This window comes from Pseudomonas sp. RIT-PI-S (assembly GCF_025642975.1).
GTDB lineage: Bacteria > Pseudomonadota > Gammaproteobacteria > Pseudomonadales > Pseudomonadaceae > Aquipseudomonas.
In genome coordinates this window covers 142825-168609 of record NZ_JANZKJ010000006.1, presented here as the reverse complement: position 1 = coordinate 168609, position 25785 = coordinate 142825, and the positions used below count along the sequence as shown (strand labels likewise).

29 protein-coding genes are annotated in these 25785 nt (G+C 64.4%); 15 read left to right on the top strand and 14 right to left on the bottom strand.

All coding sequences use genetic code 11. The features are described from left to right. The first annotated feature begins 128 nt into the window (after positions 1 to 128). A complete protein-coding gene (gene trxB / locus OGL93_RS11060) occupies positions 129 to 1094 on the top strand; it encodes a thioredoxin-disulfide reductase (protein WP_263262683.1) in 966 nt (321 codons plus the stop codon). 155 nt (positions 1095 to 1249) lie between these two features. Here trxB and OGL93_RS11055 read toward each other — a convergent pair whose 3' ends face one another. The 5 genes from OGL93_RS11055 to OGL93_RS11035 all read right to left on the bottom strand — a co-directional run bounded on the left by OGL93_RS11055 (position 1250) and on the right by OGL93_RS11035 (position 3724). After that, complete coding sequence (locus tag OGL93_RS11055; RefSeq protein WP_263262682.1) at positions 1250 to 1600, bottom strand: HopJ type III effector protein; 351 nt, start codon at positions 1598 to 1600, stop codon at positions 1250 to 1252. Beyond that, positions 1593 to 1889, bottom strand: a complete 297-nt coding sequence (locus OGL93_RS11050) for a DUF1244 domain-containing protein (protein WP_263262681.1) — start codon at positions 1887 to 1889, stop codon at positions 1593 to 1595. Before OGL93_RS11050 ends, OGL93_RS11055 begins: the two co-directional genes overlap by 8 nt. A gap of 68 nt (positions 1890 to 1957) precedes the next feature. After that, positions 1958 to 2329 carry a dihydroneopterin triphosphate 2'-epimerase gene (gene folX, locus OGL93_RS11045; RefSeq protein WP_263262680.1) on the bottom strand — a complete coding sequence of 124 codons (372 nt, stop codon included), beginning with the start codon at positions 2327 to 2329 and terminating at the stop codon, positions 1958 to 1960. Positions 2330 to 2350: 21 nt separating this feature from the next. Beyond that, positions 2351 to 3058 (bottom strand): dihydromonapterin reductase, encoded by a 708-nt coding sequence (gene folM, locus OGL93_RS11040; protein WP_263262679.1) that lies wholly within the window; start codon positions 3056 to 3058, stop codon positions 2351 to 2353. 81 nt (positions 3059 to 3139) lie between these two features. Further along, positions 3140 to 3724: an antibiotic biosynthesis monooxygenase gene (locus tag OGL93_RS11035; RefSeq protein WP_263262678.1), complete on the bottom strand. Its 585-nt coding sequence runs from the start codon at positions 3722 to 3724 to the stop codon at positions 3140 to 3142. A gap of 236 nt (positions 3725 to 3960) precedes the next feature. Between OGL93_RS11035 and OGL93_RS11030 the strand changes: the two genes are divergently transcribed. Continuing rightward, complete coding sequence (locus OGL93_RS11030) at positions 3961 to 4911, top strand: MerR family transcriptional regulator (RefSeq protein WP_263262677.1); 951 nt, start codon at positions 3961 to 3963, stop codon at positions 4909 to 4911. On the opposite strand, the gene OGL93_RS11025 is transcribed toward OGL93_RS11030, so the two are convergent. Both OGL93_RS11025 and OGL93_RS11020 read right to left on the bottom strand, forming a co-directional pair. Further along, positions 4912 to 5514, bottom strand: a complete 603-nt coding sequence (locus OGL93_RS11025) for a hypothetical protein (protein WP_263262676.1) — start codon at positions 5512 to 5514, stop codon at positions 4912 to 4914. 69 nt (positions 5515 to 5583) lie between these two features. Further along, positions 5584 to 6039, bottom strand: a complete 456-nt coding sequence (locus tag OGL93_RS11020) for a PAS domain-containing protein (protein ID WP_263262675.1) — start codon at positions 6037 to 6039, stop codon at positions 5584 to 5586. 120 nt (positions 6040 to 6159) lie between these two features. Between OGL93_RS11020 and OGL93_RS11015 the strand changes: the two genes are divergently transcribed. Continuing rightward, positions 6160 to 6615, top strand: a complete 456-nt coding sequence (locus OGL93_RS11015) for a flavodoxin (RefSeq protein ID WP_263262674.1) — start codon at positions 6160 to 6162, stop codon at positions 6613 to 6615. A gap of 227 nt (positions 6616 to 6842) precedes the next feature. Here the strand turns inward: OGL93_RS11015 and OGL93_RS11010 are convergent, their stop codons facing one another. Then, positions 6843 to 7652 carry an IclR family transcriptional regulator gene (locus OGL93_RS11010; RefSeq protein ID WP_263262673.1) on the bottom strand — a complete coding sequence of 270 codons (810 nt, stop codon included), beginning with the start codon at positions 7650 to 7652 and terminating at the stop codon, positions 6843 to 6845. Positions 7653 to 7774: 122 nt separating this feature from the next. Here OGL93_RS11010 and hmgA point away from each other — a divergent pair, with 122 nt between their 5' ends. The 3 genes from hmgA to maiA are packed head-to-tail and all read left to right on the top strand — an operon-like array spanning position 7775 to position 11001. Beyond that, on the top strand, positions 7775 to 9067 hold the full coding sequence (gene hmgA / locus OGL93_RS11005; RefSeq protein WP_263262672.1) for a homogentisate 1,2-dioxygenase: 1293 nt from the start codon (positions 7775 to 7777) through the stop codon (positions 9065 to 9067). A 5-nt stretch (positions 9068 to 9072) separates the two neighbouring features. After that, entirely contained in the window at positions 9073 to 10362 is a 1290-nt protein-coding gene (gene fahA / locus OGL93_RS11000; protein WP_263262774.1) for a fumarylacetoacetase, read from the top strand. A 9-nt stretch (positions 10363 to 10371) separates the two neighbouring features. Next, positions 10372 to 11001 carry a maleylacetoacetate isomerase gene (gene maiA / locus OGL93_RS10995; protein ID WP_263262671.1) on the top strand — a complete coding sequence of 210 codons (630 nt, stop codon included), beginning with the start codon at positions 10372 to 10374 and terminating at the stop codon, positions 10999 to 11001. A gap of 3 nt (positions 11002 to 11004) precedes the next feature. On the opposite strand, the gene OGL93_RS10990 is transcribed toward maiA, so the two are convergent. Next, a complete protein-coding gene (locus OGL93_RS10990; RefSeq protein ID WP_263262670.1) occupies positions 11005 to 11811 on the bottom strand; it encodes a tetratricopeptide repeat protein in 807 nt (268 codons plus the stop codon). Between the two features lie 155 nt (positions 11812 to 11966). On the opposite strand from OGL93_RS10990, the gene OGL93_RS10985 reads away from it, so the two are divergent. Next, complete coding sequence (locus OGL93_RS10985; protein ID WP_263262669.1) at positions 11967 to 12986, top strand: Glu/Leu/Phe/Val dehydrogenase dimerization domain-containing protein; 1020 nt, start codon at positions 11967 to 11969, stop codon at positions 12984 to 12986. Here OGL93_RS10985 and OGL93_RS10980 read toward each other — a convergent pair. Beyond that, positions 12977 to 14368: a PLP-dependent aminotransferase family protein gene (locus OGL93_RS10980; protein WP_263262668.1), complete on the bottom strand. Its 1392-nt coding sequence runs from the start codon at positions 14366 to 14368 to the stop codon at positions 12977 to 12979. The genes OGL93_RS10985 and OGL93_RS10980 overlap by 10 nt on opposite strands. Before the next feature lie 115 nt (positions 14369 to 14483). Here OGL93_RS10980 and OGL93_RS10975 point away from each other — a divergent pair, with 115 nt between their 5' ends. Then, positions 14484 to 15656 carry an MFS transporter gene (locus tag OGL93_RS10975; RefSeq protein ID WP_263262667.1) on the top strand — a complete coding sequence of 391 codons (1173 nt, stop codon included), beginning with the start codon at positions 14484 to 14486 and terminating at the stop codon, positions 15654 to 15656. 34 nt (positions 15657 to 15690) lie between these two features. Here the strand turns inward: OGL93_RS10975 and OGL93_RS10970 are convergent, their stop codons facing one another. Beyond that, positions 15691 to 15936, bottom strand: a complete 246-nt coding sequence (locus OGL93_RS10970; protein ID WP_263262666.1) for a YebG family protein — start codon at positions 15934 to 15936, stop codon at positions 15691 to 15693. Positions 15937 to 16090: 154 nt separating this feature from the next. On the opposite strand from OGL93_RS10970, the gene OGL93_RS10965 reads away from it, so the two are divergent. Then, positions 16091 to 16588: a phosphate-starvation-inducible PsiE family protein gene (locus tag OGL93_RS10965; RefSeq protein WP_263262665.1), complete on the top strand. Its 498-nt coding sequence runs from the start codon at positions 16091 to 16093 to the stop codon at positions 16586 to 16588. Positions 16589 to 16590: 2 nt separating this feature from the next. Here the strand turns inward: OGL93_RS10965 and OGL93_RS10960 are convergent, their stop codons facing one another. Next, entirely contained in the window at positions 16591 to 16926 is a 336-nt protein-coding gene (locus OGL93_RS10960) for a DUF3509 domain-containing protein (RefSeq protein ID WP_263262664.1), read from the bottom strand. Positions 16927 to 17316: 390 nt separating this feature from the next. Between OGL93_RS10960 and OGL93_RS10955 the strand changes: the two genes are divergently transcribed. The 3 genes from OGL93_RS10955 to OGL93_RS10945 are packed head-to-tail and all read left to right on the top strand — an operon-like array spanning position 17317 to position 19486. Further along, complete coding sequence (locus OGL93_RS10955; protein ID WP_263262663.1) at positions 17317 to 17619, top strand: DUF3649 domain-containing protein; 303 nt, start codon at positions 17317 to 17319, stop codon at positions 17617 to 17619. Beyond that, a complete protein-coding gene (locus tag OGL93_RS10950) occupies positions 17616 to 19157 on the top strand; it encodes a PepSY-associated TM helix domain-containing protein (protein WP_263262662.1) in 1542 nt (513 codons plus the stop codon). Before OGL93_RS10955 ends, OGL93_RS10950 begins: the two co-directional genes overlap by 4 nt. Then, a complete protein-coding gene (locus OGL93_RS10945) occupies positions 19157 to 19486 on the top strand; it encodes a DUF3325 domain-containing protein (protein WP_263262661.1) in 330 nt (109 codons plus the stop codon). Before OGL93_RS10950 ends, OGL93_RS10945 begins: the two co-directional genes overlap by 1 nt. 85 nt (positions 19487 to 19571) lie before the next feature. Here OGL93_RS10945 and OGL93_RS10940 read toward each other — a convergent pair whose 3' ends face one another. Continuing rightward, complete coding sequence (locus tag OGL93_RS10940) at positions 19572 to 20546, bottom strand: D-glycerate dehydrogenase (protein ID WP_263262660.1); 975 nt, start codon at positions 20544 to 20546, stop codon at positions 19572 to 19574. A 105-nt stretch (positions 20547 to 20651) separates the two neighbouring features. Then, positions 20652 to 21593: a LysR family transcriptional regulator gene (locus OGL93_RS10935; RefSeq protein ID WP_263262659.1), complete on the bottom strand. Its 942-nt coding sequence runs from the start codon at positions 21591 to 21593 to the stop codon at positions 20652 to 20654. 291 nt (positions 21594 to 21884) lie between these two features. On the opposite strand from OGL93_RS10935, the gene OGL93_RS10930 reads away from it, so the two are divergent. The 3 genes from OGL93_RS10930 to OGL93_RS10920 are packed head-to-tail and all read left to right on the top strand — an operon-like array spanning position 21885 to position 25775. Continuing rightward, positions 21885 to 23408 (top strand): efflux transporter outer membrane subunit, encoded by a 1524-nt coding sequence (locus tag OGL93_RS10930; RefSeq protein WP_263262658.1) that lies wholly within the window; start codon positions 21885 to 21887, stop codon positions 23406 to 23408. Next, the gene (locus OGL93_RS10925; RefSeq protein WP_263262657.1) at positions 23405 to 25585 is read left to right on the top strand and encodes an FUSC family protein; all 2181 of its coding nucleotides are present in this window, start codon (positions 23405 to 23407) and stop codon (positions 25583 to 25585) included. Before OGL93_RS10930 ends, OGL93_RS10925 begins: the two co-directional genes overlap by 4 nt. Then, positions 25575 to 25775: a DUF1656 domain-containing protein gene (locus OGL93_RS10920; protein ID WP_263262656.1), complete on the top strand. Its 201-nt coding sequence runs from the start codon at positions 25575 to 25577 to the stop codon at positions 25773 to 25775. The genes OGL93_RS10925 and OGL93_RS10920 overlap by 11 nt, the downstream gene beginning before the upstream one ends. The last annotated feature ends 10 nt before the right edge of the window (positions 25776 to 25785 follow it).

Here is a 25785-nt window from a genome sequence, read left to right as displayed (position 1 = left end):
GCGCTGGTGGCAGATTTCAGGGGTTATGGCGACGAACCTTCCCGGAATGGCCGTAACCCTTTTTTACTTAAGCCGGTCAAGCCGGCACTACGACGCGGCACTCTTTGGCCGGTCGACAGGAGTGTGTCATGTCTGAGCTTCGTCATTCCCGTGTGATTATCCTGGGCTCCGGCCCTGCCGGTTACAGCGCGGCCGTTTATGCGGCACGTGCCAACCTCAAGCCGTTGCTGATCACTGGTATACAAGCGGGTGGCCAGCTGACCACCACTACCGAAGTGGATAACTGGCCCGGGGATCCCCATGGCCTGACCGGCCCGGCGCTGATGCAGCGTATGCAGGAGCACGCCGAGCGGTTCGAAACCGAGATCGTGTTCGATCACATCAATGCCGTAGACCTGGCCACCAAACCGTTCACCCTTACCGGCGATAGCGGGACCTATACCTGCGACGCGTTGATCGTGGCCACCGGCGCCAGTGCTCGCTACCTGGGCCTGCCTTCGGAAGAGGCGTTCATGGGCAAGGGCGTATCGGCCTGCGCCACTTGTGACGGTTTCTTTTACCGCAATCGCGACGTTGCGGTGGTGGGTGGTGGCAATACGGCGGTAGAGGAAGCGCTTTACCTGGCCAACATCGCCAAAAAGGTCACCCTGGTGCACCGCCGGGAGACCTTCCGAGCGGAAAAAATCCTGATCGACAAGCTGCATGCGCGTGTGGCCGAGGGCAAGATCGAGCTCAAGCTCAATGCGGTGCTGGATGAAGTGCTCGGCGATAACACGGGTGTCACCGGTGCCCGCCTGAAACATAACGATGGCGCAACGTCGGAGCTCAAGGTCGACGGTGTGTTCATCGCGATCGGCCACACGCCTAACACGTCGCTGTTCGAACGGCAGTTGGATCTCAAGGACGGTTACCTGGTAGTCAAGGGCGGCCGTGAAGGCAACGCTACCGCGACCAATGTGGAAGGTGTGTTCGCCGCAGGCGACGTGGCCGACCATGTGTACCGCCAGGCAATCACTTCCGCCGGTGCCGGCTGCATGGCCGCACTGGACGTAGAGCGTTACCTGGACGGCCTACAGAACGCTACCTTCGAATAAACCTCGGCCCCCAGGGCTGCAGGCTGGCGTCAGCTCCTACAGCAAGGCCTCTGCAGGCCCGGGGGCAGCACTCGGGAACGAGCTTACCTAGGTTCGCAGGCCGGCGCCGGCTCCTGCAGCATCCGGCCCAGCCCGCGAACGGTGCTGACTCTAAATCAGGCCATCGCCGTCTTGCGAACCAGCGGCGGGGCGCTAAAGCGTACCTCATCCAGGCCGCTCACCATCAGGGCGCGAATGTTGGCGTGGTCACTGCCGTCGGGGGTGGCCAGTACGGCGCGATAGTGTTCGCCAAAGGCCTGCAAGGCTTCCAGCTCGCTCAGACCTTCCAGCTTGGCCATCCCCAGCGTTTTGCACGAGCCCTCGTTCTGCCCGGCAGCGTTGCTGACCGCGCCGTTGTCGAAGGCTTGTGGGCTGTAGTGATAGTGGTCGGCCACGAATGCCAGGGTGTCGGCGAACAGGTTCTCGCCGGTTTCGAGGCTGGCGCGGAAGGCGTTGATATCAGTCATGGGCTTTTCCCTGGGCAAAGGCCGCCGCCTGTTCAGGGCTGGCTTCTTTCTGGTAGAGGGCTTTCCACTCGGCGTATGGCATGCCATAGACCGCCTCGCGGGCATCGTCCTGGCTGATGGCGACGCCGTGCTCATCGGCGGCAGCCTTGTACCACTTGGACAGGCAGTTGCGGCAGAAACCGGCCAGGTTCATCAGGTCGATGTTCTGCACATCGGTGCGCTTGCCCAGATGTTCCACCAGGCGGCGGAAGGCGGCGGCTTCCAGTTCCAGGCGCTGTTGATCGTTCATGTAAGGGCTCCTGCAGGGATGGGGGCGGGATGATAGAAGGCTGGGTGGCGTGTCGGCAACGGCAGGCTTCAGCGGCGGCCAGCCAGGGTTATCGAGACGGATTCGGCAAATCGCAGTGCATGCGGCTTGTCGACCTCGACTTCACCATAACTGACGGCCTGATAATTCATCACCAGGTCCAGGATCTCCTGGGTCAACCTTTCGAGAAGGGCGAAGCGGTTACCTTCCACGTGCTGGATGATCGCCTTGGTGATGGTGCGGTAGTTCAGCGCGTGATCGATGTCGTTGTCACGTACCGCATCGGTGGCCCGATACAGGATGGTCAGGTTGATCAACACATCCTGCTTGTTGAGGATTTCATCCTCGTTGATGCCGATATAGGTCCGCAGGCGAAGGTCCTTCACCCGGATACGGGCCATTCCTGGCTCAAGCATTGACATGGGGGCAAGCTCCATTGGCTTCTATTTCAGATGTCGACCGCCATTCACGGTCAGGGTGGTGCCCGTAACGTAGCAGTTGTCGAGCAGGTAGCGCAGGCTTTGGTAGATGACCTCGGCGCCAGGCTCGATGCCCATCGCCGATTTTGCCAGAGCCTTGTGCCGATAGGCGTCGTCGTCCTGCTCGTTGAAGGTAATCAGCGCTGGGGCAATGCCATTGACCTTGATCGCTGGTGCCAGGCGCGCCGCGAACGACAGCACCAGGCTGTCCAGCCCGGCCTTGGTGGCGCAATAGGCACTATGCCTGGCGCTACCTTTGCGGATCACGTCATCGCTGATGTGGATGATATCCGCAGCCGTGCTGGCCTTGAGCAGGGCCTCGCATTCGAGATTGATCAGATACGGCGCGAGCATGTGCACGTGGTACATCCGCGCAAAGGCGCTTGCGTCACCCTCCGGCCCGTCTGGCAGCCACGCCGAGGCGTTGTGCACGATTGCCCGCAACCCTTCGGTGTGGGCCTTGAGTATGTCGATAAACCGGCGAATGCCTGCTTCATCGGTGAAGTCTGCGGGCAGGGTGACGGCCCCGGCGGCTCGCAATTGGGCGAGCCCCGGGCGTTCACTACGATAGGTTGCGATTACCGGGAAGCCGTCGGCCAACAGGCGCAGGGCGCAGTGCAGCCCCAGGCGCTGCCCCGCGCCGGTGATCAGGATAGGAAAAAGTGATGGCATCTGCGGCTCGCTGTGCTTGCCGCGCCAGGGGCAACGGCCGAGGCACCACACTAGCGCAGGCGCAATCCCCCGCCAACCTCCCTACCGCGGCTGCACGCTGCCCTTTGTGTCCGCTTCAAGCCGCGGCGCCGCATTCAACCAGGGTGCCAGCAGGCGCGTAGACAGCGGTATGAAGACAAACACCATAAGGGGCGTAAGGGCCAGCGTGCTCACCAGCACGCGGGGGGCCAGGGCAAGTTCGCCGAGCCAGCGGCCGAAGACGAAGTTGAACATCAGCGAAACCGGGAAAAATGCCAGCCAGATCGCCACCGCCTGCTTCCAGCGCGGCGGCCGTGGCGCCTCGGCCTCACCGGAAGGCGCGGCAAACCAACCCTCCATGCCCTGAATGCGCCGTTCGGAGGGCTGCGCGAACAGGCCGTTGCCACGCCGCAGCCATGCCTGGCGGGACGCTGAATATTCCCAGGCGTGAAGCGTGGCGGCATTGGCGAAGCGGAAGATCATCTGATACTCATCATCACCGGCGGGTGGTGCCAGGATGCCCGAGCCTAGGTAGCCGGGAAAATCGGTGGCCAAGTGCTCGCCTTCCTGCAGCCAGGCGATCAGTTCCGGATAGCGGCCGTAGGCGGCGCGGCGTGCGACCAGCATGGTCACAGGTGGCGTAGACATTGTGTATCTCCGAGCTTCTGGCGTGCGTCCAGGGTAAGGTCGCCGCATCCGCGCCCCGGGGTGGTGAGGCGCGAACATATTCAAGCAAGGATTATTCCTGATCTGAGCGTCAACGTCTGCGGCCGCCTTCCCAATGCTCGCGGAAAGGGGGCTGGACGAAACGTTCAGCCAAGCAAAACGTCTTAGCAAACGGTTACAATTCCCTAACAGCCTGTCACAGCCGGGTTTTCCTCAGCATGACCGACCACGAACACTACCCCACTGCAAACCCTGGCTATAGCCAGCAGGAGCTCTTTCCCATCCGGGAAGTGTCGCGGCTTACCGGCGTAAATCCCGTCACGCTGCGCGCCTGGGAGCGGCGCTATGGGCTGATCCAGCCCACGCGCACTGAAAGCGGGCATCGCCTGTATTCGCCTGCCGATGTCGAGGAAGTGCGCGCGATTCTTGGCTGGCTGGAGCGCGGTGTAGCCGTTAGCAAGGTAGGCAAGCTGCTGGCGCGAAGCCAGGCGTACAGAGCCACCGCCCCCAGCGCGCCGGCTCAGGGTTCGGTGGAATATGCACATTGGCGGGATCGGCTTGCGGCGGTGGTGCAGGGTTTTGACGAGCTGACCCTCACGCGGCTTTACGGGCAGGTATTTTCCACCTACCCGGTGGCCGTCGCCTTCGAAGAAATCTTCATGCCGGCCTGGGAGCAGGCGCGCCTTCGCCAGGACGGTTTTGGCCTGGCCAGCGAATGGGCGTTCCTCGATCACTTTCTGCGTGGGCAAGTGCTCAAGCGGCTACAGTTCATTCAGCGCGAAGCGGTAGATAGCCACGTGCTGCTCTGCGCGGTGCCCGGCCAGTGCCATGAGCTCGAGCTGCTGGTGGCAGCCCTGCTGCTGGGCAATGAACGGGTGTGGGTGCAGCCATTAGGCCTAGCCCAGCCGCTGGAAGAACTGGGCTTGGTAAGCGAGCGCATCCAGCCGCAGGCCATCGTGTTATTTTCCAACCACGCCCCCAGCAGCGACGCGGCCCGGCGGTTCATGAAGCTCGCCATGCAGCTCGATTGCCCGCTGCTGCTGGCCGGGGAAATGAGCGAGCTGATTCAGGACCAGTTGGTCAATTCGCAGGTCGCCTGCCTTGGTGGGGATGGACGCTTGATGCAGCGCCGGCTGTTGCAGTACATCGCCGGGCACCTGGATACCTGATCAGGTATGCAGTTGCGGGTGTGCCAGGCGGTGCTGCTCAAGGATGTAATGGCGTAGCCGTTCGGTTTCCTGAGGATCGTGGGGGATCAGCCGATACGCCATCAGGCCATTGGCGATCTGCCGCTCCAGGCTACCGCGCAAGGCAATAGGGCTATAGCCCACCGGGGCCAGCCACAACGAAAACACCTCGGGTGCCTGCGCCCCATCGCGGACCTGCAACACCACGCCATTGACGGAAATCTCCACCACCCATAGCGCGCTGGGCTTGCCTTCCCGGTCCTGCAGCGGCAGTGCGTCGGCGAGGGCCATCCGCCAAGGGCGGACCATCGGGCCGTCCTCGTAAATCGTCGGGGCGCCGAGCTTGATGTGCTGAGCGTGGAATTCATCCTCGACCAGGCGCAGCGGAAAGCTCAACTGCTGGTTCTCGTATTGAGCCTGGATGGTCACGTGTTCCTGCGCGACCAGCCGTGTCAGCAGGTCCTGTAGCCGGCTGCCGCCGTTGACCAGTAATCCGGCGCTGACGTCCGCGCCTTCGGCCAGGCTGTCGTGCATGCTCTGGATGAAGTCGAGTTCATCCTGCGTCAGGAGGGCATCATTTCGCATGATACGGCTCGATCAGCACTGAACAGACGAGAAAGTTTGCATAAAGACCTCGCGATTGCCGTTGCGTGTTCACCGTGGAGAAGTTTTGAGGCGGACAATTTCCTGACGCGCCGACGCCAGTTCTGCTTCCAGTTGCATTATTCGTTCCCGCGCGGTCACTTGCTCGGTCACGTTCTTCTGGATTCCGATGAAGTAATGTCGCCCGTCGCCCTCGTTGAATACGGGAGCGATCGATAGCTCGTTCCAGAAGGCTGTGCCGTCCTTGCGGAAGTTGCGAATGATCTGCCGTGCCGGGCGTCCGTTATCGATGGCTTCGCGCAACTGGCGGCGGGCGTTTTCATCCCCCTGGCCGTTCTGCAGAAAGCGGCAGTCGCGATAGAGGATTTCCTCGCAGGTATAGCCAGTCATTCGTTCGAATGCCGAGTTGGCGTAAATCAGGATGTTATCGCTGCCCTCTTGCTCGGCGATAACGATTCCATCGTTAGACGCGTCAACAACCAGCTGCAACAGATTAGGGTTGATCATGGTTCCTCCCGGCCAGCCACTTGGCAGGGCGGCAGTTTAACCCACGCCGATGCGCTCGGCATCGACTCTGCCTTTAGTTGCCCTGTTAGACTGCAAGCCTTGTCTCTAGGAGCCCCTGGCATGAGAGTCGCCCTGTTTTCCGGTTCCGTCTATGGCACTGCCGAAGACGTTGCCCGTCACGCGGCCAAGCAGCTCGAAGCTGCAGGCCATTCATGTTATTTCGACCCGCGGGGCGATCTCACCGCATTGTTGGCGCACCATCCCCAGGCATTGTTAGGCGTTACCTCGACGACCGGCATGGGTGAGATACCCGATAACTTGCTGCCGCTGTACAGCGAGCTTCGTGACAATCTTCCGGCGGCGCTACGGGGGTTGCCCGGTGGCGTGATCGGATTGGGAGATTCCAGCTACAGCGACAGTTTTTGCGCGGGTGGGGAATTGTTGGCGGAGTTGTTCGAGGAATTAGGCATTCGGCAAATACAGCCGATGCTGAGGCTGGACGCCAGCGAAAGCGTTACCCCGGAAGCCGATGCCGAGCCCTGGCTGGAAGCGTTCGCGCGAGCGTTAGCGGAGTGAGGCTGTAATAAAAAAGGCCGCTGCGCACACAGCGGCCAAGCAAAGACGTTAGTTCAGGAGCTACCAAACAACGTCGGGGGGTTACCCTCATACCACCTGGCCATGTTGGCGGCGGCCGCTTAAGTCAGCATTAACTTGGATGCTTTGAGCCTAAGGCGAACCATTCGGTGGAAACGGCCGCAAGGATACGGGCCAGGGCGCGTGGGGTAAATCCGATTGTTTGACAATCACCGTTGCGCTGGCGGTAACAATCGCCCAGCGTTCGGCTCATGCCCCATGCGCCAGCTTACGCCCGCCGCGGCGTCGCGCAGGGCCGCGGCCGCCGGCCCCTCTGCCTGCGCATCGAACATCGAGCTGGGCCCTACCACGGTCATCACCGCAACCGCCCTGCCCATCGCATCGAACACGGGAGCAGAGAGCGCGTCTACGCCAGGCAGGAGCAAGCCGTGAACGTGATGCATGCCGGTGTCGCGAATCGTCGCCAGCAGCGGCTGTAAGGCTGCTTGCCGTTCCAGTGGCAGAGCGCGCTGTTCCGCTTCACGCAGGCTTATGGTTTCCCGCTCGGGCAGGAACGCGCAGAACACCAGCCCCGTAGATGAGCCCAGCAAGGGCAGCACCGAACCGATCTGAGTGACGACCGTTACTTCGCGCACCGCAGGCTCGATCCGTACCACGGTCGGCCCCTGGTTGCCCCACACTGCCAGAAAACACGTCTCGTTGAGGCTGTCGCGCAGTTGCGACAACGGCAGCGCCGCCTGCTTGAGCACATCCATCGACCCCAGTGCCGCCAGCCCAACCCGCAGGGCCTCACGGCCGAGCGCGTAGTGATTGGTCGCGGGGTTCTGTTCGGCGAAGCCACTGGCGATCAGCGCCTGCAGGTACCGATGGACCTTGCTCGCGGGCATTTGAACCTGCTCGGCGAGGCGCGACAGCGAAGTCGAAGGCGAGAGGCTGGCCAGTGCCTTGAGGATGTCGGTGCCGACTTCGGCCGAGCGCACTTTCTGCTTGCCGTTGCTGCTGTCAGGGGTGGAGTCCATGGGTTGCCATATGGCCGGTCAAGAAGGGCGTTCTTTATAGCTTGACGGTTATTCCAGGGCAAATTACGTTATGCGTAATCCGTTTACGATAAAAATAACCAGGCCAGGCGCCAGGAGACGAGATGACCGACACACAAGCCCCTCTATGCGGGTTCGGTAACCATTTCAGCAGCGAAGCGCTGCCCGGCGCCCTGCCGCTGGGGCATAACTCACCGCAGCGACCGCCGCTGGGGTTATATGCCGAGCAGTTTTCTGGCACCGCCTTCACCGTGGCGCGCGCGGAGGCGCGGCGCACCTGGCTATATCGCATCCGGCCCTCGGCCCTGCACCCGCGCTTCGAACGCCTCGGCCAGCAGTTGCCCGGGCTGGCCATGGGCCCGGTGAACCCCAACCGGTTGCGCTGGGACCCGCTGCCAATCCCCCAGGTGCCTACAGACTTTCTCGACGGCTTGCGGCCCATGGCGTCTACCGCGCCCGCCGAGGCGGCCAGCGGCGTCAGCCTCTATGGTTGGTGCGCCAACCGCTCGATGAACCGGGTGTTCTTCAATGCCGACGGCGAACTATTGCTGGTGCCGCAAGCAGGCCGGGTGCAGCTGTTCACCGAGCTGGGCAGGCTGGATATCAAGCCGGGCATGATCGCGGTCATCCCCCGTGGGCTGAAATTCCGCGTCACCCTGCTGGATGGGGAGTCCCGAGGCTACCTGGCCGAAAACCATGGCATGCCGCTTCGCCTGCCGGAATTGGGCCCCATCGGCAGCAACGGCCTGGCCAACCCCCGAGACTTCGTGGCGCCTGCCGCCTGTTATGAAGACTCCACCGGCCCAACGGTGCTGGTGCAGAAATTCCTCGGTGAGCTGTGGACGTGCGAGTTGGCGCATTCTCCGCTGGACGTGGTGGCGTGGCATGGCAATAACGTGCCGTACAGCTATGACCTTTCCCGCTTCAACACCATCGGCACGGTCAGCTACGACCATCCCGACCCCTCGATCTTCACCGTGCTGACCTCGCCGGGCGCCCATGGCCAGGCCAATATGGATTTCGTGATTTTCCCGCCGCGCTGGATGGTGGCGGAGAACACCTTCCGCCCGCCATGGTTCCACCGCAACGTCATGAACGAGTTCATGGGGCTGGTGGAGGGTGCCTACGACGCCAAGGCCGAGGGCTTCCAGCCTGGGGGAGCTTCGCTGCACAGTTGCATGAGCGCCCACGGCCCGGACGCCGACACCTGCGCCCGCGCCATGGCGGCGCAACTGGCCCCGGTGAAGCTCGATGGCACCCTGGCCTTTATGTTCGAGACGAGCCAGGTCCTGCGCCCCAGCCGCTTTGCCCTGGAGTGTGAGCAGTTGCAAGCCGACTACGACGGCTGCTGGAGCACCTTACCCAGCCACTTCAACCCCAGCGGAGACTCCCTGTGAACACCCTGAACACGCATAACGCACTCCGCAGCTGGTGGGCGGCGGCCAATGACCATCCGGATTTTCCCCTGCACAACCTGCCGCTGGGGGTGTTCAGCCACGCAGGGAGCGACCCTCGGCCAGGCGTGGCCCTTGCTGACCATATTCTCGACCTGCGTGGGCTGGAGGCCGAGGGGCTGTTGCAGGGGCTGGCGCGCGATGCGGTCAGGGCCTGCGCCGACGGCACCCTCAACGGCCTGTTCGCGCTCGGTGCCGCGGCCCGCCAGGCACTGCGCCGACAACTGCTGGCCTTGCTCAGCGAGGACGCCACCGAGCAGGCTCAGGTGCTGCCCTGGTTGCTCGCGGCCGATCGCTGCACCGTGCATTTACCGGCGCGCATTGGGGATTACACCGATTTCTACGTAGGCATCGAGCACGCCCGCAACGTTGGCAAGCTGTTCCGCCCGGACAACCCGCTGCTGCCTAACTACAAGTACGTGCCCATTGGCTATCACGGTCGCGCCTCGACGGTTCGCGCGTCTGGCGCGCCGGTCCGGCGCCCTCATGGCCAAACCCTTCCCGCAGGTGTTAGCACGCCACAGTTCGGCCCCTGCGCCCGGCTGGATTTCGAGCTGGAGCTGGGTATCTGGCTTGGCCAGGGCAATGCTGCCGGGGAGGCTGTGCCCATCGCTTCGGCCGGTGAGCACGTGGCCGGGTTCTGCCTGCTCAATGACTGGTCCGCGCGCGACCTTCAGGCGTGGGAATATCAGCCGCTCGGGCCATTCCTCTCCAAGAGCTTCGTCACCACCGTGTCGCCCTGGGTGATTACCCCCGAAGCCCTGCAGCCGTTTCGCTGCGCCCAGCCGCCGCGCCCCGAGGGCGACCCGCAGCCGTTGCCCTACCTGTGGGATGAGCGCGACCAGCAGGCCGGCGCGCTGGACATCACGTTGGAGGTCTTGCTGCTCACCCCGGGCATGCGCGAGCAGGGCGTGGCGCCGCAACGGATATCCCTGAGCAATACCCGCAGCATGTACTGGACGGTCGCCCAGATGGTCGCGCATCACAGTGCCAACGGCTGCCAATTGCAGCCCGGCGATCTGTTTGGCTCTGGCACCTTGTCGGGGGCGGAGCCGGGCCAGTTGGGCAGCCTGCTCGAAATGACCCAAGGCGGCGCCCAGCCACTTCAGCTGGCGAACGGGGAAACCCGGCGGTTCCTCGAGGATGGCGACGAGATCATCCTGCGGGCCCGCTGCCATAAAGCGGGCGTCGGCAGCCTGGGCTTCGGTGAGTGCCGCGGCCGTGTAACGCCAGCGTGAGGGCAACGGATGATTCTCTATGGCTATTACCGCTCCACAGCGTCCTATCGGGTGCGTATTGCCTTGGGCCTCAAGGGGCTGGCCTGGACGGATAAACCGATCAACCTGCTTGAGGGCGACCAGCGCAGCGCTGCGTTTCGCCAGGTCAACCCGCAAGGGCGAGTGCCGGTGCTGGAATTGGCGTCTGGCGAACGGTTGTTCCAGTCCAGCGCGATCCTGGAATACCTCGATGCTTGTTATCCCTCGCCACCCTTGCTCGAGGGCACTCCGGTGCAGCAGGCCCGAGCCCGGGCGGTGGCCTCGCTGATCGGCTCTGATATCCACCCGCTGCACAACGCGGCGGTGCTGGCCGCACTACGCCAGCAGGGGCTGGATGAAAGCCGCGTGGGCCAATGGATTGGCCGCTGGATCGGTGAGGGCCTGGCCGCCGTCGAGGCAATGATCGATGCCAGCGAAGGCTACTGTTTCGGCGCCCGGCCCGGCCTGGCCGACCTGTATCTGGTGCCGCAGGCATACGCGGCGGAGCGCTTCCAAGTGCCGCTGGACGCCTGCCCGAAGGTCCGCGCGGTGATCGCACAGGCCAAGGCGCATCCAGCGTTCAGCGCGGCGCACCCCGCCAAGCAGCCGGACGCGCCCTGACGCTCAGTGCAGGCGGTGCGCCGCCCCAGGCAGCAGTTGCAGGCGCTCGGCCAGGCGCAGGCGCTGCACTGGGTCATCGCTCAGCAGCAGAGCGTGTTCGAGGTCGAAGCGCTCCGCTTGCGGGCAGCCCAGTTGCTGGTAAAGGGTGGCGCGGGCCAGGTAGTCGGCCACTGTGCCAGGGCCCAGCTCCAGCACCCGTTCGGCGTCCTTGAGGGCTGGCAAGTGCTGGTCGTGGCTGCTGTGCAATTGACGCAGGTTGCGTGAGAGGCGCTGCAGCATTTGCACCGAAGTGGCGGCGCTAAGGTACTCGGCGCGTAGCTCAGGGGCATCGCCATACTGGCGCGTCAGCAGTTCGCGGCAATCCTGTGGATACAACCGGCGCCCGCCGCAAGGGTCGAGCAAGTGATCTGCCCCGGGTACCTGCAGCAAGAAATGGCCGGGGAAATTCACCCCGACCAGCGGGATGTCCAGCCGCCGCGCCAGTTCCAGCGCCAGCAGCCCCAGCGCCAACGGCTGGCCACGCTTGCGCGACAATACCTTGTGCAGCAGCGCGGCATCGGCTCGCAGGGGGTGATATTCATCCCGGGCGAAGCCCAGTGTGCTAAGCCTGCGCAACAGCGGCTGGGCCAGCTCTCGTACCGGCAGCAGGGGCAGGCTGGCGCTCACGTCTACTTGCAAGCTATGCAGGTCGCTCATCAGCTGCGCCGGCTGTACGTCGGGGTCGTGCTCGGCCGCCACCCATAGTGCCGCCTCGAAGGGGGCGGCAGGTTCGCGGCGAACGCAGTGCAGGCACGCTTGGCGGGGGTTCATGGAATGGACGCTCCGTTCGTCCGGCAGGCCCAGGCCTGTCGTGCTTCAGCTCTTGTAGCCCTGTGGGGCGGTTTCGTCCAGTGGCAGGCGCCTGCCGGGCAACCTTGAAGGCGCCACCTATACTGAACGGGATACCCCCCTCGGAAGCACCCTCCATGCTCGCGCTGATGCAACGCACCCGCGTAGAAACGGTACATATGACCGTCGACCCGGTCACTGGCCTGCGGGCGATCGTCGCGATCCATGGCGGCCGCCAGGCGCCGGCGCTGGGTGGCTGTCGATACCTGGCGTACCCGGACGAAGAGAGCGCGATGATCGACGCCATTCGCCTGGCCGAGACCATGAGCTACAAGGCGGCGCTGGCGGGTTTGCCGTTCAACGGCGGCAAGGCGGTGATCCTGCGCGGCCCCCATGTGGAAGATCGCGCCTTGCTGTTCGAAGCGTTCGGCCGCTTCATCGACAGCTTGCAGGGGCGCTACATCACCGCCGTCGACAGCGGCACCAGTACCGCGGACATGGACTGCGTGGCCCAGGCGACCGCTTACGTGACCAGCACCACCCAAGCCGGGGACCCTTCGGCGCACACCGCCCTGGGGGTGTTCGCCGGGATACGCAGCACAGCGATGGCGCGGCTGGGCAGCGATAACCTCGAAGGCTTACGGGTGGCGATCCAGGGTTTGGGCCATGTGGGTTACGGCCTGGCGGAACACCTTCATGCCGCCGGCGCAGAATTGCTGGTGTGCGATACCGACCCCGGCAAAGTGCAGCTGGCGGTTGAGCAATTCAACGCCCGCCCCATCGCCGGGGAAGCCTTGCCTACCACCCCCTGCGACATCTTCGCGCCCTGCGCCAATGGCGGCGTGCTTAGTGCCAAGAGCGTTGCCCAATTGCGTTGTGCGGCGGTCGCCGGCTCGGCCAATGCGCAGCTCACCAGCCTGGATGTGGGCGACCTGCTGGAAAGCCGTGGCATTCTTTACGCCCCCGATTACGTGATCAATGCAGGTGGGCTTATTCAGGTGGCGTTGCAGTACCAAGGCGCAGAAGCGAGCGTTATCACTACGCACCTGCGCCAGATCGGCAAACGCCTAACCGATATCTTCGCCCAGGCTCAGGCCTCGCATCATTCGCCAGCCCGGGTCGCCCAAGCGATGGCTGAGCGGCTGGTCTACGGCTGAGCCCGCGGTCGCTTCGCTACGTGGGCCAGGAAGGCCCGGGCCCTGGGGTCGGCACTGTAGGCAACGTTCAAGCGCAGCCAGGCAGTGGCCTCGCCGTTGGGGCGAAACCCGTTCCCCGATGAAAGCACGATGCCCAATTTGCCGGCCACCGCGGTGTAATCGGCATAGGCCGCTCCGGGAAACCTCGCCCATACGAACATGCCGCCTTCGGGGGCGGTGAACACGTCCCAACCGTGCTCGGCCAGCATCAGCAGCGTGTCGGCCATTCGCCCGGCCAGGCGCTGGCGCAGCCGGCTTACAGACCTGCGGTAGGCGCCGCTGGCCAGTAAATCGGCCACCACGCTTTCCGCGAAGCGCTGGCTGCCCAGGCCGGTGCACATGGCTACCTCTCCCAGCCGCTGCACCAAGGGCGCCGGGCCGGCCAGGTAACCAACGCGCAACGAGCAACTGAGCGTCTTGGAAAAACTTGCCAGGTAAAGCACTCGCTCCAACCCGTCGAGGGCGGCCAGGCGGGTGCTCGGGCCGTTCTGGAAGTCGGCATAGATGTCGTCTTCTACGAGCTGGAAGCCATGCTGCTCGGCCAACTTCAGCAGCCGATGGGCGACGCTGGGCGCCAAGCTGGTGCCCGTGGGGTTGTGGTACATGCTGTTGATAAACATCAGCCTCGGCCGGTGTTCGCGCAGCAATGCCTCCACCGCCGCCGCGTCTGGGCCATCGCGTAACCGGGGAACCGGCAGCACGCGAATGCGATGCAGCGCCAGCAGGTTGAACAGGTTGTAGTAGCCCGGGTCTTCCACGATCACCGTATCGCCGGGGCTGAGCAGCGTGCGCACGATCAGGTCAAGCCCATGGCTGGCCCCTTGGGTCGTGAGGATCTGTTCCAGCCCCGCTTGCACGTGCACTGCCGCCAGCCGACGTTGCACTTGCTGGCGCAATGTGACCAACCCTAATGGGGCGTTATAGCTGAACAGGCTGGCAGGCTCTTCGCGGGTAACTCTACGGATGGCATGGGCGACTGCCTCGTCGTCACGCCAGTCGTCCGGGACCCAGCCACAGCCCAAGCGGAGCTGCCCCGGCGCTGCCTCGAACTGCGCCCAGCGTTCGTCCGCCGGCTGCGCTTGCACCACGGCGTGGTCCGCGGCCGCCGATGGGCTGACGAAAAAACCACTGCCGTGCCTGGGCTCCAGGGCGCCGCGGGCAACCAGCCGGGCGTAGGCTTCCACCACGGTGGACACGCTTATTGCGTGAGCCCTGGCCACCTGGCGGATGGAGGGCATGCGCGCGCCGCTGCGAACCCTGCGGGCCTCGAGCCACAGGGTGATGGCCTGCACCAGCTGTTCGACCAGCGGTATGGTGGACTCACGGTCGAGCTGCAGTTGCATGGTCTTCTCTGTTTGGTCAATTTCGCCACACAGTGAACCATATCCTCGGCGTACTGTGCCTTGTTTGCAGTGCTGGCCCAGCTACCGTGCAGGCTCATCCCTACGGAGCGCGCCGATGAACCGTTGTCCCACCCTGGCACTGGCTTTTGCCCTATGCCTGATTACCTGCGCGGTGAACTTGCCGGCCCCGCTGTACCCTGCCTATGCACAGCTTTCCGGCGCCGGCGCCGGCGCGACCGCCGTGGCCTTCGCCGCTTATGTGGTAGGCGTGGTGCCGGTGTTGCTGCTGCTGGGCGGCCTGGCTGATCGCACCGGGCGCAAGCCCCTTATTGCGATAGGGCTGGTGCTAACGATAGCCAGCACCTCGCTGCTGTTGATTGCCCCGGGCCTCTACAGCCTGGCCATGGCACGCTGCCTACTGGGCGTGGGTACGGCCCTGGCGTCTGCCACCGGTATCGCCTACATGACCGAATTGATGGCGGGGCAGGGCGGGGACCCGGCGCGGGCGGCGAGCTGGGTCACGGCCAGCACTTCTGTGGGGTTTGGGGGCGGCGCTGCGGCTACCAGCTTGTTTTTGATGCAGGGCGATAGCCTCGCCCCCGGGAGTTTCTGGTTGCAGATAGGCTTGGCGACGCTGGCGCTGGCAGCACTCGCCCGGCTACCAGACCCAGCCCCGCATCGGCGCTCGGCCATGCTGCGCCTGCCGTTCTATCCGCGAGCAAGTTTGCGTTATGGGTTGGCTATCTTGCTGGCTTGGGCAACCAGCGGCGTGGTCATCGCCATCCTGCCATCGGTTCTGAACAGCAGGGGCTTGGCCCATTGGGCCGGTTTTTCAACGTTCAGTGTCATCAGTTGTGGGCTGTTATTCCAACCCTTGGCCAAGCGCATGCCGCGAGCGCGCGCCGTGGCAGTGGGGCTGGCGATTTTGCCGCCAAGCTATGGCCTCATTGCCTGGGGCGCGATACAGGGCCACCTGCCGGCAGTACTGTTGGGGACTTTGGCCGCCAGCAGCGCCTGTTATGGATTTATCTATCTAGGCGGGCTCGCTGCTGTCACCGCGCAGGCAGGAAACGAAAAAACCCGAGCCAGTGCCGGGTTCTTTCTGCTGGCCTATGCAGGCTTCAGCCTCCCGGTGGTATTCACCGGCATGCTGGCCGACCGCCTAAGCCCCGCGGTGGCATTGTGGGTGTTCGGAGCAGCGCTCACCTTGGGCGTGTTGGCGCTGTTGCCGGCCATGTTCAAAGCCCCCGTTGTAGGAGCGCGCGGGCCGGTGAGTGCCGATGCATAGCCGAGGCGATGATTGCCCGCTCTCGGGCTGTGCCCTACTTAAGCTCCGCCAGCGCCTCGACGTTGCTCTTGAACGCCGCGGCGAAGATCGCCCGGTGCTTGGCAAGGAAGATACCGATCTCTTCTGCCTGGCTCTCGCCAAGGCCAGCGATGTTCTTTTCCAGCACCTGGCCGACGACCTCGGCCAGCTCCAGCATTTGGTCGTGAGCGTCTGCGAGTTTCCTATCCAAGAAAATGGTCTCCAGGTCACGAGTACTTCGATACAGGACTTCAACAGCCATGAGGGCCTCTCAAGCGCGTGCGTTTGCGTATGCTGGTTATTTATACAGTGTCATGAGCGCGCAGGCAAGCCCGTGGCCTTGATTCTGCATGCGGCTTCTGTTGTAACAGCCCTCGGGCACGCTGCCCGGGGCATTTGCAGAAGGATCAAGACACGTGAAGAACAATTGGGCGGACGCGTTGCGAGAGCGCCTGCATGACTGCGCTGAGTCGCTCGGGAACCTGCTGGTGGAAGGGTTCCATTACCTGGCGCTGTTCGCCATTGGCGGCGTCACGGCTTGGGCAGCGGTGATCGCGTTCCTGCAGATGCTGGAAAAAGGCGCGATCAGCGTGGATGACATCCTGCTGCTGTTCATCTACCTGGAGCTGGGGGCCATGGTAGGGATCTACTTCAAGACCAATCACATGCCGGTGCGCTTCTTGATCTACGTGGCGATCACCGCGCTGACCCGGTTGCTGATCTCCGACGTATCGCACCATGCGCCTCCGGATTTGGGCGTGGTCTACCTCTCGGGCGCGATCTTGTTATTGGCCTTTGCCATCCTGGTGGTGCGCTATGCCTCGTCACGGTTCCCGTCGATCAAGATCGAAGGTCCGCGTCGCAAGCGCGCTGGCAAGGTCGAGGTGGTGGAGCTGGAAAAAGGCGAAACCTGAAGTTACAGCCCGGCAGCGCTTGCCGCAGCCGGGGCGGTTTGCCACGCATTGCCTGCGGCCTGGGCCAGCAACGGCCGCTTGTTGCTCTCGGTCATGGCCGCCAGCATTTCCAGGGCACTGTCGCCGCGCTCGATAGCGATGCCGAATTTGATGCTGTCGATCAGCCGCTGCAAGCGCTTGGGATCGTTACGTTGTGCGGGGCTGATCATCCGCTTGGCGACCATGCCGCCATCATTGGACAGCGTCAGCATGATGGTGCCGTCCAGCCCCTGAATGCTCAGATTGACCCGGTAATCGGGCTGGAATGCTTCGCTGATGATCTGAAAAGGGTTGTCCATACGTCACCTGACTGGTCGAGACTGCACCTATTGACTGGGGCGGCCGGTGATAGTTCTCGCGATCCTGACCGTCGGTTCAAGCGCGATCAGCCGGGCTCTGCCGCTGGATCCCAAGGGCCCTGAACCTGTAGCAAGGCCCGTGCCGGCAGCGTGGGAAGGCTAGGAACCGTTGCCCTGTGCCCAGAGACGGGTAGAGATTGGAGCGAACACTGAAGGCAATCGAGCCCCAACATGGCGCTGCCGCTGGCGTAGGGGCCTGAACGGCTGCCCGCCTCAAGGCATTTTCGTAAAGCCCGCACTGCCCCGGTGCGGGGAGAATGGCTTTCTTTGCGTATGAGAATGTTTATCAATAGAATCGACGCCCTTCACCTTTGCCTGTTTGGCCACTCCATGAGAAAGCCTGCTCCCTTACCTTTGCGCTACCGGCTGGGCGTGCTGTCGCGCTGCCTTGCCGCGAGCCTCGGCGGTTACGCCTTGACCAGCGCTGCCAGTGCATTGCTGGCCGGCGTGCTGCCCACCGCGCCAGCCCAGGCGGCGGTGAGCGCGATGATGCTCGGGTTCGTGGTGTATGTGCTCGCCGTACTGTGGGCGTTTGCCTGCCGTAGCGCGCTTAAGGCTTGGATGGGCATAGGCCTGAGCACCCTAGCCCTGGCGCTCGGGGACCTTGCCCTTTACCGGATGGCGGCTGCATGAGAGAGGGTTTTCGCCAAGCGATGGCCTGGTTGCATACCTGGCTGGGGCTGACCTTCGGCTGGTTGTTGTTTGCCATGTTCCTGAGCGGCACCCTTAGCTATTTCAAGGAAGAGCTCAACCACTGGGCTCACCCGGAAGTGCCGGTGCGGGCGCTGGACACCCGCACGGCCCTCGGCCACGCCGAAGCGTTCTTGCAGCAAACGGCACCGCGCGCGGAAAACTGGTATGTGATGCCGCCCAATGAGCGCCAGGCCGCGCTGGAGGTCATGTGGAAGCAGGGCGATAGGTTTATCAGCAAGCTGCTGGACCCGGCGACGGGGCAGGTGGTGGATGCCCGGGAAAGCCGCGGAGGCGATTTCTTCTACGGGTTTCATTACGAGCTGCAACTGGGCTATCCCTTCGGCCGCTGGGTCGCAAGCTTTGCGGCCTTGGCGATGCTGGTGACCCTGATAAGCGGCATCATCACCCACAAAAAGCTGTTCAAGGAATTCTTCACCTTCCGCCCTGGCAAGGGCCAGCGCTCCTGGCTGGACGGGCATAACGCCGTAGGCGTACTGATACTGCCCTTTCACTTGATGATCACCTATAGCGGGCTGGTCATTTTCATGGTGATGCTCTTGCCCGCGCCCTTGCTCACTGCCTACAAAGGCGCCCCGGCCAACTTCTATACGGATGTGTTCCCGAATGCCTTCCCCGGCCCGGCGCAGGGTGAGCCAGCGCAGTCGGCCGGGTTACCTCGACTGTACGACGCAGCCATTGGCCAATGGCCAGGGGCGCGCTTCGACCGAGTGGAGGTGCAGAACCCCGGAGACAAGGCGGCACGCGTGGTGTTCTACCCAGACGGCGCCGCCCGCATTGCCTACCTGCCCGGGGCCAGCCTGGCGTTCGATGGCGTGACTGGCCAGCCGCTGGCCACCACCACCGTGAGCGGCGGTGCGCTGCTTATCGGCGGCGGCTTCTATGGCTTGCACATGGGCCAGTTCGCCAGCCCCGTGGAGCGCTGGCTGTACTTTATCTTCGGCCTCGGCGGCACCACCATGATCGGCACGGGGCTGATGCTGTGGCTCACCAAGCGCCAGCTCAAGCACGCCCGCGAACCCCGCCCGCCGGTGGGCCTGCGGCTGGTCGCTGCCCTTAACCAGGCAAGCATGGCAGGGCTGCTGCTGGCGGTGGCCGGCTACCTGTGCGCCAACCGCTTGCTGCCACCGCACCTGGCCGACCGTAGCGCCTGGGAAGTGCGGGTGTTTTTCCTTACCTGGCTGGCGGCACTTGTGCATGCGGCGCTGCGCCACAGCCGGCGCGGATGGGTCGAGCAGTTGACGACCGCAGCGGCGCTGTACCTGGCATTGCCGTTGCTGGGCCTGTTCACCACGCCACGTGGGTTGCCGCAGGCCATTGCCGAGCGGGACTGGGCCAGCGCCGGGGTAGACCTCACTGCCATCCTCTGCGCGCTGGTGCTGGCGTGGCTGGCGCGCAAGCTCGCCCGCAGGCAGGCGGTGCCAGTGACAACGGCCCGGCCAGCGCGGGTGGCGTCTTGATGCTAGTGGCCGCCATGCTGTGTTATGCCGGTTTCAGCGCCCTGTGCCTGGCCATGGAACGTCATCACCTGGACCTGCTCGGCGCCAGGCCGGGTGCCGCACGACAGCGGGCCCTGCGGTTGAGCGGCTGGGTATTGCTGGCTGTCGCTATGGCAGTGCTGATCGCCTCGGGTGGCTGGGCCATGGGGCTGATACGCTTTTGCGGCCTGGCCATGGCCAGCGCGGGGTTGCTGGTAGGGTTGCTGCCCTACCGGCCGAAGCTGGCCTTGACCTTGGCAGCGCTGGCGTTACCGATAGCGCTGCTGCGGGCCCTGCTCCAACAAGGCTAGTGATTGCGGCCCCGTAGGCGCGGGCCAGGCTTGTGTTCAGCGAGGGCAGGGCGGCCGCCAAGGCGGCGCCCACCTGGCGCGCGGCTTAGCCTTTGAAGACGCTCGGGTTCACCAAGTCAGCCGGGCGCTGGCCCTTGAGCGCAGCGGTGAGGTTGTCCATGGCCCGCTCAGCCATGGCGGTGCGGGTTTCGCCGGTGGCCGAGCCGATATGCGGCAGGGTAACCACGTTTTTAAGGGCGAACAGCGGGGATTCGGCCAATGGCTCACGTTCGTAGACGTCCAGGCCGGCGCCTCGAATGAGCCCACTCTGCAACGCGTCGACCAGGGCGGGCTCGTCCACCACGGGGCCGCGGGAGATGTTTATCAAAAAAGCGCTCTTCTTCATCAACGCCAGTTCCCGGCGGCTGATGAGATGGCGCGTCTTGTCGCTCAGTGGCACCACCAGGCACACAAAGTCTGCCTTGGCCAACAGCTCGTCGAGCGCGCAGAAGGTGGCGCCCAGCTCGGCTTCCAACGCTGGCTTACGGCTGTTGCCGCTGTACAGCACGGGCATGTTGAAGCCGAACCGCCCGCGGCGGGCGATGGCCGCCCCGATATTGCCCAGCCCCACGATGCCGAGGGTTTTGCCATGCACATCGCTGCCGAACAGGTCCGGGCCGACCGTGGCCTTCCACTGCCCGGCCTTGGTCCAGGCGTCCAACTCGGCGGTGCGCCGGGCGCTGCCCATGATCAGCGAAAAGCCAAGGTCGGCGGTGCTTTCGGTCAGCACGTCTGGGGTGTTGGTCAGGGCAATACCGCGGCGGGTCAGGTAGTCGACGTCGTAGTTGTCATAGCCCACCGAAACGCTGGAAATCACTTCCAGGTTGCCCGCGTCCTTGAGCTGCGCCTCGCCCAGCGGCCGCCCGGCGCCGATCAAGCCATGTGCCTTGGGAAGGGCCTCGTTGAATTGGGCAGCGATGTCGCCCAGCTTCGGGTTGGGCACGATCACGTCGAATTCCTGCTGCAGGCGTTCGACCATCTGAGGCGTGATGCGGCTGAAGGCAAGTACGGTCTTTCTCATTGGGCGTCGGTTCCGGTGAGTGAGGGCATAGGCTACAAGCCGCAAGCCCATAAGCTACAAGCTACTGGCCGCAAGCCACAACCTCCGGCCAGGCACGCTGGCCGCTCAAGCGTTCTGCTCATGGCTGCGCAAGTCGGCGTCCTGGGCGGCGAGGATGTCGGGCAAGGAGCCGCGCAGGTATTCCACCCACGTCTTGATCTTCGCATCCAGGTACTGCCTGGACGGGTAGATGGCATAGAGGTTCAGCTCCTGCAGGCGGTAATCCGGAAGCATCCGCACCAAGGTACCGTTGCGCAGGCCTTCGATGGCCGCGTAGATCGGCAGCACGCCCACGCCCATGCCGCTTGAGATCGCGGTTTTCATGGCGTCGGCGGAGTTGACCTGGAAGGGTGCGTTGGTGATGTTGAGCATTTCCTGGCCTTCAGGGCCGTCGAACAGCCAGCGCTCGAGCTGCACCACCGGGCTCACCAGCCGCAGGCAGGCATGGTTGCGCAGGTCTCCGGGCTTGCGTGCCACGCCATGGGCGCGCACGTATTCCGGCGAGGCGCACACGATGCTGTAGGTAATGCCCAGGCGCTGCGACACAAAGCCTGAGTCCGGCAGTTCGCTGGCCAGCACGATGGACACGTCGTAGCCCTCGTCGAGCAGGTCTGGCACACGGTTGGCCATGGTCAGGTCGAAGGTGACGTCGGGGTGGATCTTGCGGTAGCGGGCGATCGCGTCGATCACGAAGTGCTGGCCGATGCCGGTCATGGTATGCACTTTCAGCTGCCCGGCGGGCCGCGCATGGGCGTCACTGGCTTCCGCCTCGGCCTCTTCAACGAAGGCCAGGATTTGCTCGCAGCGCAACAGGTAACGCTTGCCCGCCTCGGTCAGGGCAATGCGCCGGGTAGTGCGATTGAGCAACCGGGTTTGCAGGTGGGCCTCGAGATTGGAGATGGCGCGGGAAATATTGGCAGTGGTGGTATCAAGCTGCACGGCCGCCGCGGTGAAGCTGCCAGCTTCAGCCACGCAGGTGAAGGCGCGCATGTTTTGCAGGGTGTCCATGGCTCGCTCTCTGTCTGAACGGGCAAATTGTCTCACGAAGTTACAGAATCGCAACCAGCGCGCGATCGGTCTGTCGCAGGTTTCATCCACGCTGCACTCGCGCTGCACTCGCGCTGCACTGCACCTGAGGCCGCGGTTCCCCCTATGCCCGGCCCTGCCCATCCCCCTCACGATTATCTCCGCGGCTGTAATAAAGAATCACCGCAACCGCAGCTTATCGGCCATCGGCGGCCGCCCTAGAATGCCCTCGCCAGTCCTCCTCCCAGCCTCTCTATTTCCGGAACCGTCGCTGTGCCGCGTCGTTTTTCCCCAGTGCTCAAGGCACTGACCTTTTGTGCGTTCGTAACCGGTATCAGTGGCTGTATCAGTACCGCCGGCATTGCCCCCGAAACAAGCCTGCCGGTGCCCGACCAATTGGCCACCGACGCGGCGATCCAGGCTGCTGCGGTGGACGCTCGCTGGCCAGCCGAACAGTGGTGGCGCGAGTTCGCTGACCCGCAGCTCGACCGCTGGGTAGCCTTGGCCACCGAGGGCAGCCCTAGTTTGGCGATGGCCGCTGCCAGGCTGCGACAGGCCCGCGCCGCAGCCGGCATGGCCGAAGCCCGCGAGGCCCCGCAACTGAGCGCCGATGCCGCGCTACGCCGGCATAACTGGCCAACCGACGGCTTCTATGGCCCCGGAGACCTGGCGAACCAGAGCACCTGGGACAATAACGCCGGCCTGAGCCTGAGCTACGACCTGGACCTCTGGCACCGCGACCGCAGCGCCAGCGAGCGCGCCCTGGACATGGCCCATGCGGCGGCGGCCGATGCGCAACAGGTGCGCCTGGCACTGACTCGCGATGTGGTCCGGGTGTACATCGGCATGGCGCTGAGTTACGCCCGGCAAGACATCCTCCAGGCAACGCTGGCACAGCAATCGCAGATGCTCGCCCTGGCCAACCAGCGGCTGGCAGCCGGTATCGGCACCCAGCTGGACGTCAGCCAGGCGCAGGCACTACTGCCTGAAACCCACCGGCAGCTTGATGAACTCGGCGAGCAGATCACCCTGGCGCATAACCAGCTGGCGGCATTGGCCGGCAAGGGCCCTGGCGAAGGTGCCGCATTGCAACGCCCGCGGCTGCGCCTGGATACGCTGCCGGGCTTGCCCAGCCGGTTGCCGGCGCAGTTGCTCGGCCAACGCCCGGACGTGGTCGCCAGCCGCTGGCGCATAGCCGCACAGGCGCGGGGCATCGAGGTGGCGCAAGCGGGCTTCTATCCCAACCTGGACCTCACCGCCAGCCTGGGCTACATGGCGACTGGCGGCGGCATGCTGGAGTTTTTGACTGGCAATAAGCTGGGTTACAATGCCGGGCCGGCGCTGAGCCTGCCGATCTTCGACGGTGGCCGCCTGCGCGCCCAACTGGGCGAGGCTGCGGCCGGCTACGATGTGGCGGTCGCGCAGTACCGGGAGGTGCTGGCCAACGCCCTCAAGGACGTGTCCGACCAGTTGGTTCGGCGCGAGTCGCTCGCTCACCAGGCGGGCTTTGCCGCGCAGGCCGTCACCAGTGCTCGGCATGCCTATGACTTGGCCATGGTCGGCTGGCAGCGTGGCCTCACGGGCTACCTGGAAGTGCTACAGGCGCAAACCGCCCTGCTGCGCCAACGCACCGTCGAGGAGCAAGTACAGGCCGCGAGGCTGGCCACTCAGGCGGACCTGCTCACCGCCCTGGGAGGTGGCCTGCAGGCGGGCGATGATACGCCGCGTGAAGGGAAGCTAACGGCATCTGCCGCCCCTGCAGTGCTAGGCAGCCTGCGCGCGGGGGCCCGGCCTTGAACCTCAGCCCGAGCCAGACGCTGGCGCGCTGCGCCGTTCATTTGCGCCGGGGTTGGCTGGAATGGGCCCGCAGCGACGGGGTCACCTGGGTGTTTATCTTCAAGGTGCTGCTGGCGGCGTTTCTCACCTTATGGCTGGCCATGCGCCTTGAGCTGCCGCAGCCGCGCACCGCCATGGCCACTGTGTTCATCGTGATGCAGCCGCAAAGCGGGCAGGTCTTGGCCAAGAGCTTCTACCGCTTGCTGGGTACCCTGGCCGGCTCGGTGGTCACGGTGTTGCTGATCGCGCTGTTCCCACAGAACACTGAACTGTTCCTGCCCAGCCTGGCGCTGTGGGTTGGCCTCTGCTCGGCCGGGGCGATGCGCCAGCGAAACTTTCGCGGCTATGGCTTCGTGCTGGCCGGCTACACCGCAGCGATGATCGGCTTGCCAGTGCTGGCGCATCCGGAAGGGGCGTTTTTCGCTGCCGTGTGGCGCGTGCTGGAAATCTGCCTGGGCCTGTTGGTGGCCGCCAGTGTCAGCGCCGCGGTATTGCCGCAATCGGCCAGCGCGGCCATGCGCAACGCCTTGTACCAGCGCTTTGGCGTGTTCGCAGCCTTCGTGGTCGAGGGCCTGCACGGGTTGGGTAGCGATGAACGTTTTGAAAGCAGCAACGTACGCTTTCTCGCCGAAGCGGTAGGGTTGGAAGGGCTGCGCAGCGTCACCGCGTTCGAGGACCCGCACATGCGCCGGCGCAGCGGCCGGGTGAGCCGCCTCAACAGCGAGTTCATGGCGCTGACCACTCGCTTCAATGCGCTGCACCAGTTGCTGGCGCGCATCAGCGACCACGGCCAGGTACGCCGCTTCGTCAGGCCCGGGCTGGATGCCTTCGCGGCCTGCCTCGCACCGTTCGTTGGCCGCCCGTTGACCACCAGCGACGCCAGCCTGCTCGCCCTGGCGCTCGCCCGCTACCGCGAGGGTTTTGCCGAGCAGGTAAGAACCCTGCGCGCAGGCTTTCTCGAAACCGCGCCAGGCGAAGCCGATCTGCTGGATTTTCATACGGCGTTCGAATTGCTGTTCCGTTTCGCCGAAACCTTGCACGTCTACGCGCTGACCCATGCTTCCCTAGCTTCCCATCAGCAGGCGTCGGAACAGCGAGCCCGGCACTACACTGCCCATACTCACTGGCTCGCGTCGCTGGCGGCTGGGGTTCGCGGCGCGCTGGTGTTGCTTGGCCTGGGCGGCTTCTGGATCGCCACGGCCTGGCCCAGCGGGGCGATCATGACCCTGGTTGCGTCGGCGACCATCGGGCTCTCGGCGGCCACGCCCAACCCGCGGCGGATGTCGTTCCAGATGGCCTGCGGAACGCTGCTCGCCGCCTGTGCCGGTTTCGTCGAATACTTTTTCGTATATCCGCACATCGATGGCTTCCCCCTGCTGTGCCTAGTGCTCACGCCGGTGTTCGCCTTCGGCGCGTTTCTCGCCTCGCGCCCGCCGCTGGCCGGCTACGGGCTGGGGCTGCTGATCTTCTTTTCGATTGGCTCTGTGCCGGACAACCTCACCGTCTATAACCCCTACGGCTTTATCAACGACTACATCGCCATGGTGATCGGCATGCTCATCTGCGCCGCGGCCGGCGCGGTGGTTCTGCCACCCAATGCCGGCTGGATGTGGCGCCGGCTCGAGGCCGAGCTGCGCCAGTTGATGGTGTTCGCGGTCAGCGGCCAGTCCCGGCGGCTGGCCAGCAGCTTCGAAAGCCGCGCCCGTGACATCGTTCACCACGCCTACGGGCTGGCGGCGGCGCAGCCCCGGGTGCAGCGCGAGTTGCTGCGCTGGATGCTGCTGGTGCTGGAGGTCGGCCACGCGGTGATCGAGCTCCGCCGCGAGCAAGACGCGCTGTTCGTTCATCCCGCCTACGCCCAGGGCCAGCCGTGGCGCCAGGCGATCCGCGCCATGGGACGGGCGTTGATCCGTTTGTTCATTCAACCCGGCGTGGCCAATCGCGAGCGGGCACTGGCGGCCGTTGATCAGGCGATCGACAGCGTGCGCGAAGCGGACGAGCCGTTTGCCCGGCACTTCGACACGTCGGTGCTGCGCCGGGTGCAGAGCTACCTGCACTTCATTCGCAGCAGCCTGCTCGACCCTCGTTCACCGCTGGCCCAACTGCCAGGCCAACCAGGAGCCCCCCATGCCCCGTGAAGTCGCCTTCCATGGCGTTTACCTGCCAGTGCTCACCGTGCTGCTGCTAGTGGCCATGGCGCTTGCCTGGGGGCTGGACCGGCTATTGGCGAGCCTGGACCTGTACCGTTGGTTCTGGCACCCAGCGCTGCTGCGGCTGAGCCTGTTCTTTTGCATCTTCGGCGCGCTGGCGCTCGCTGTTTACCGTTGAGAGTTGCCCG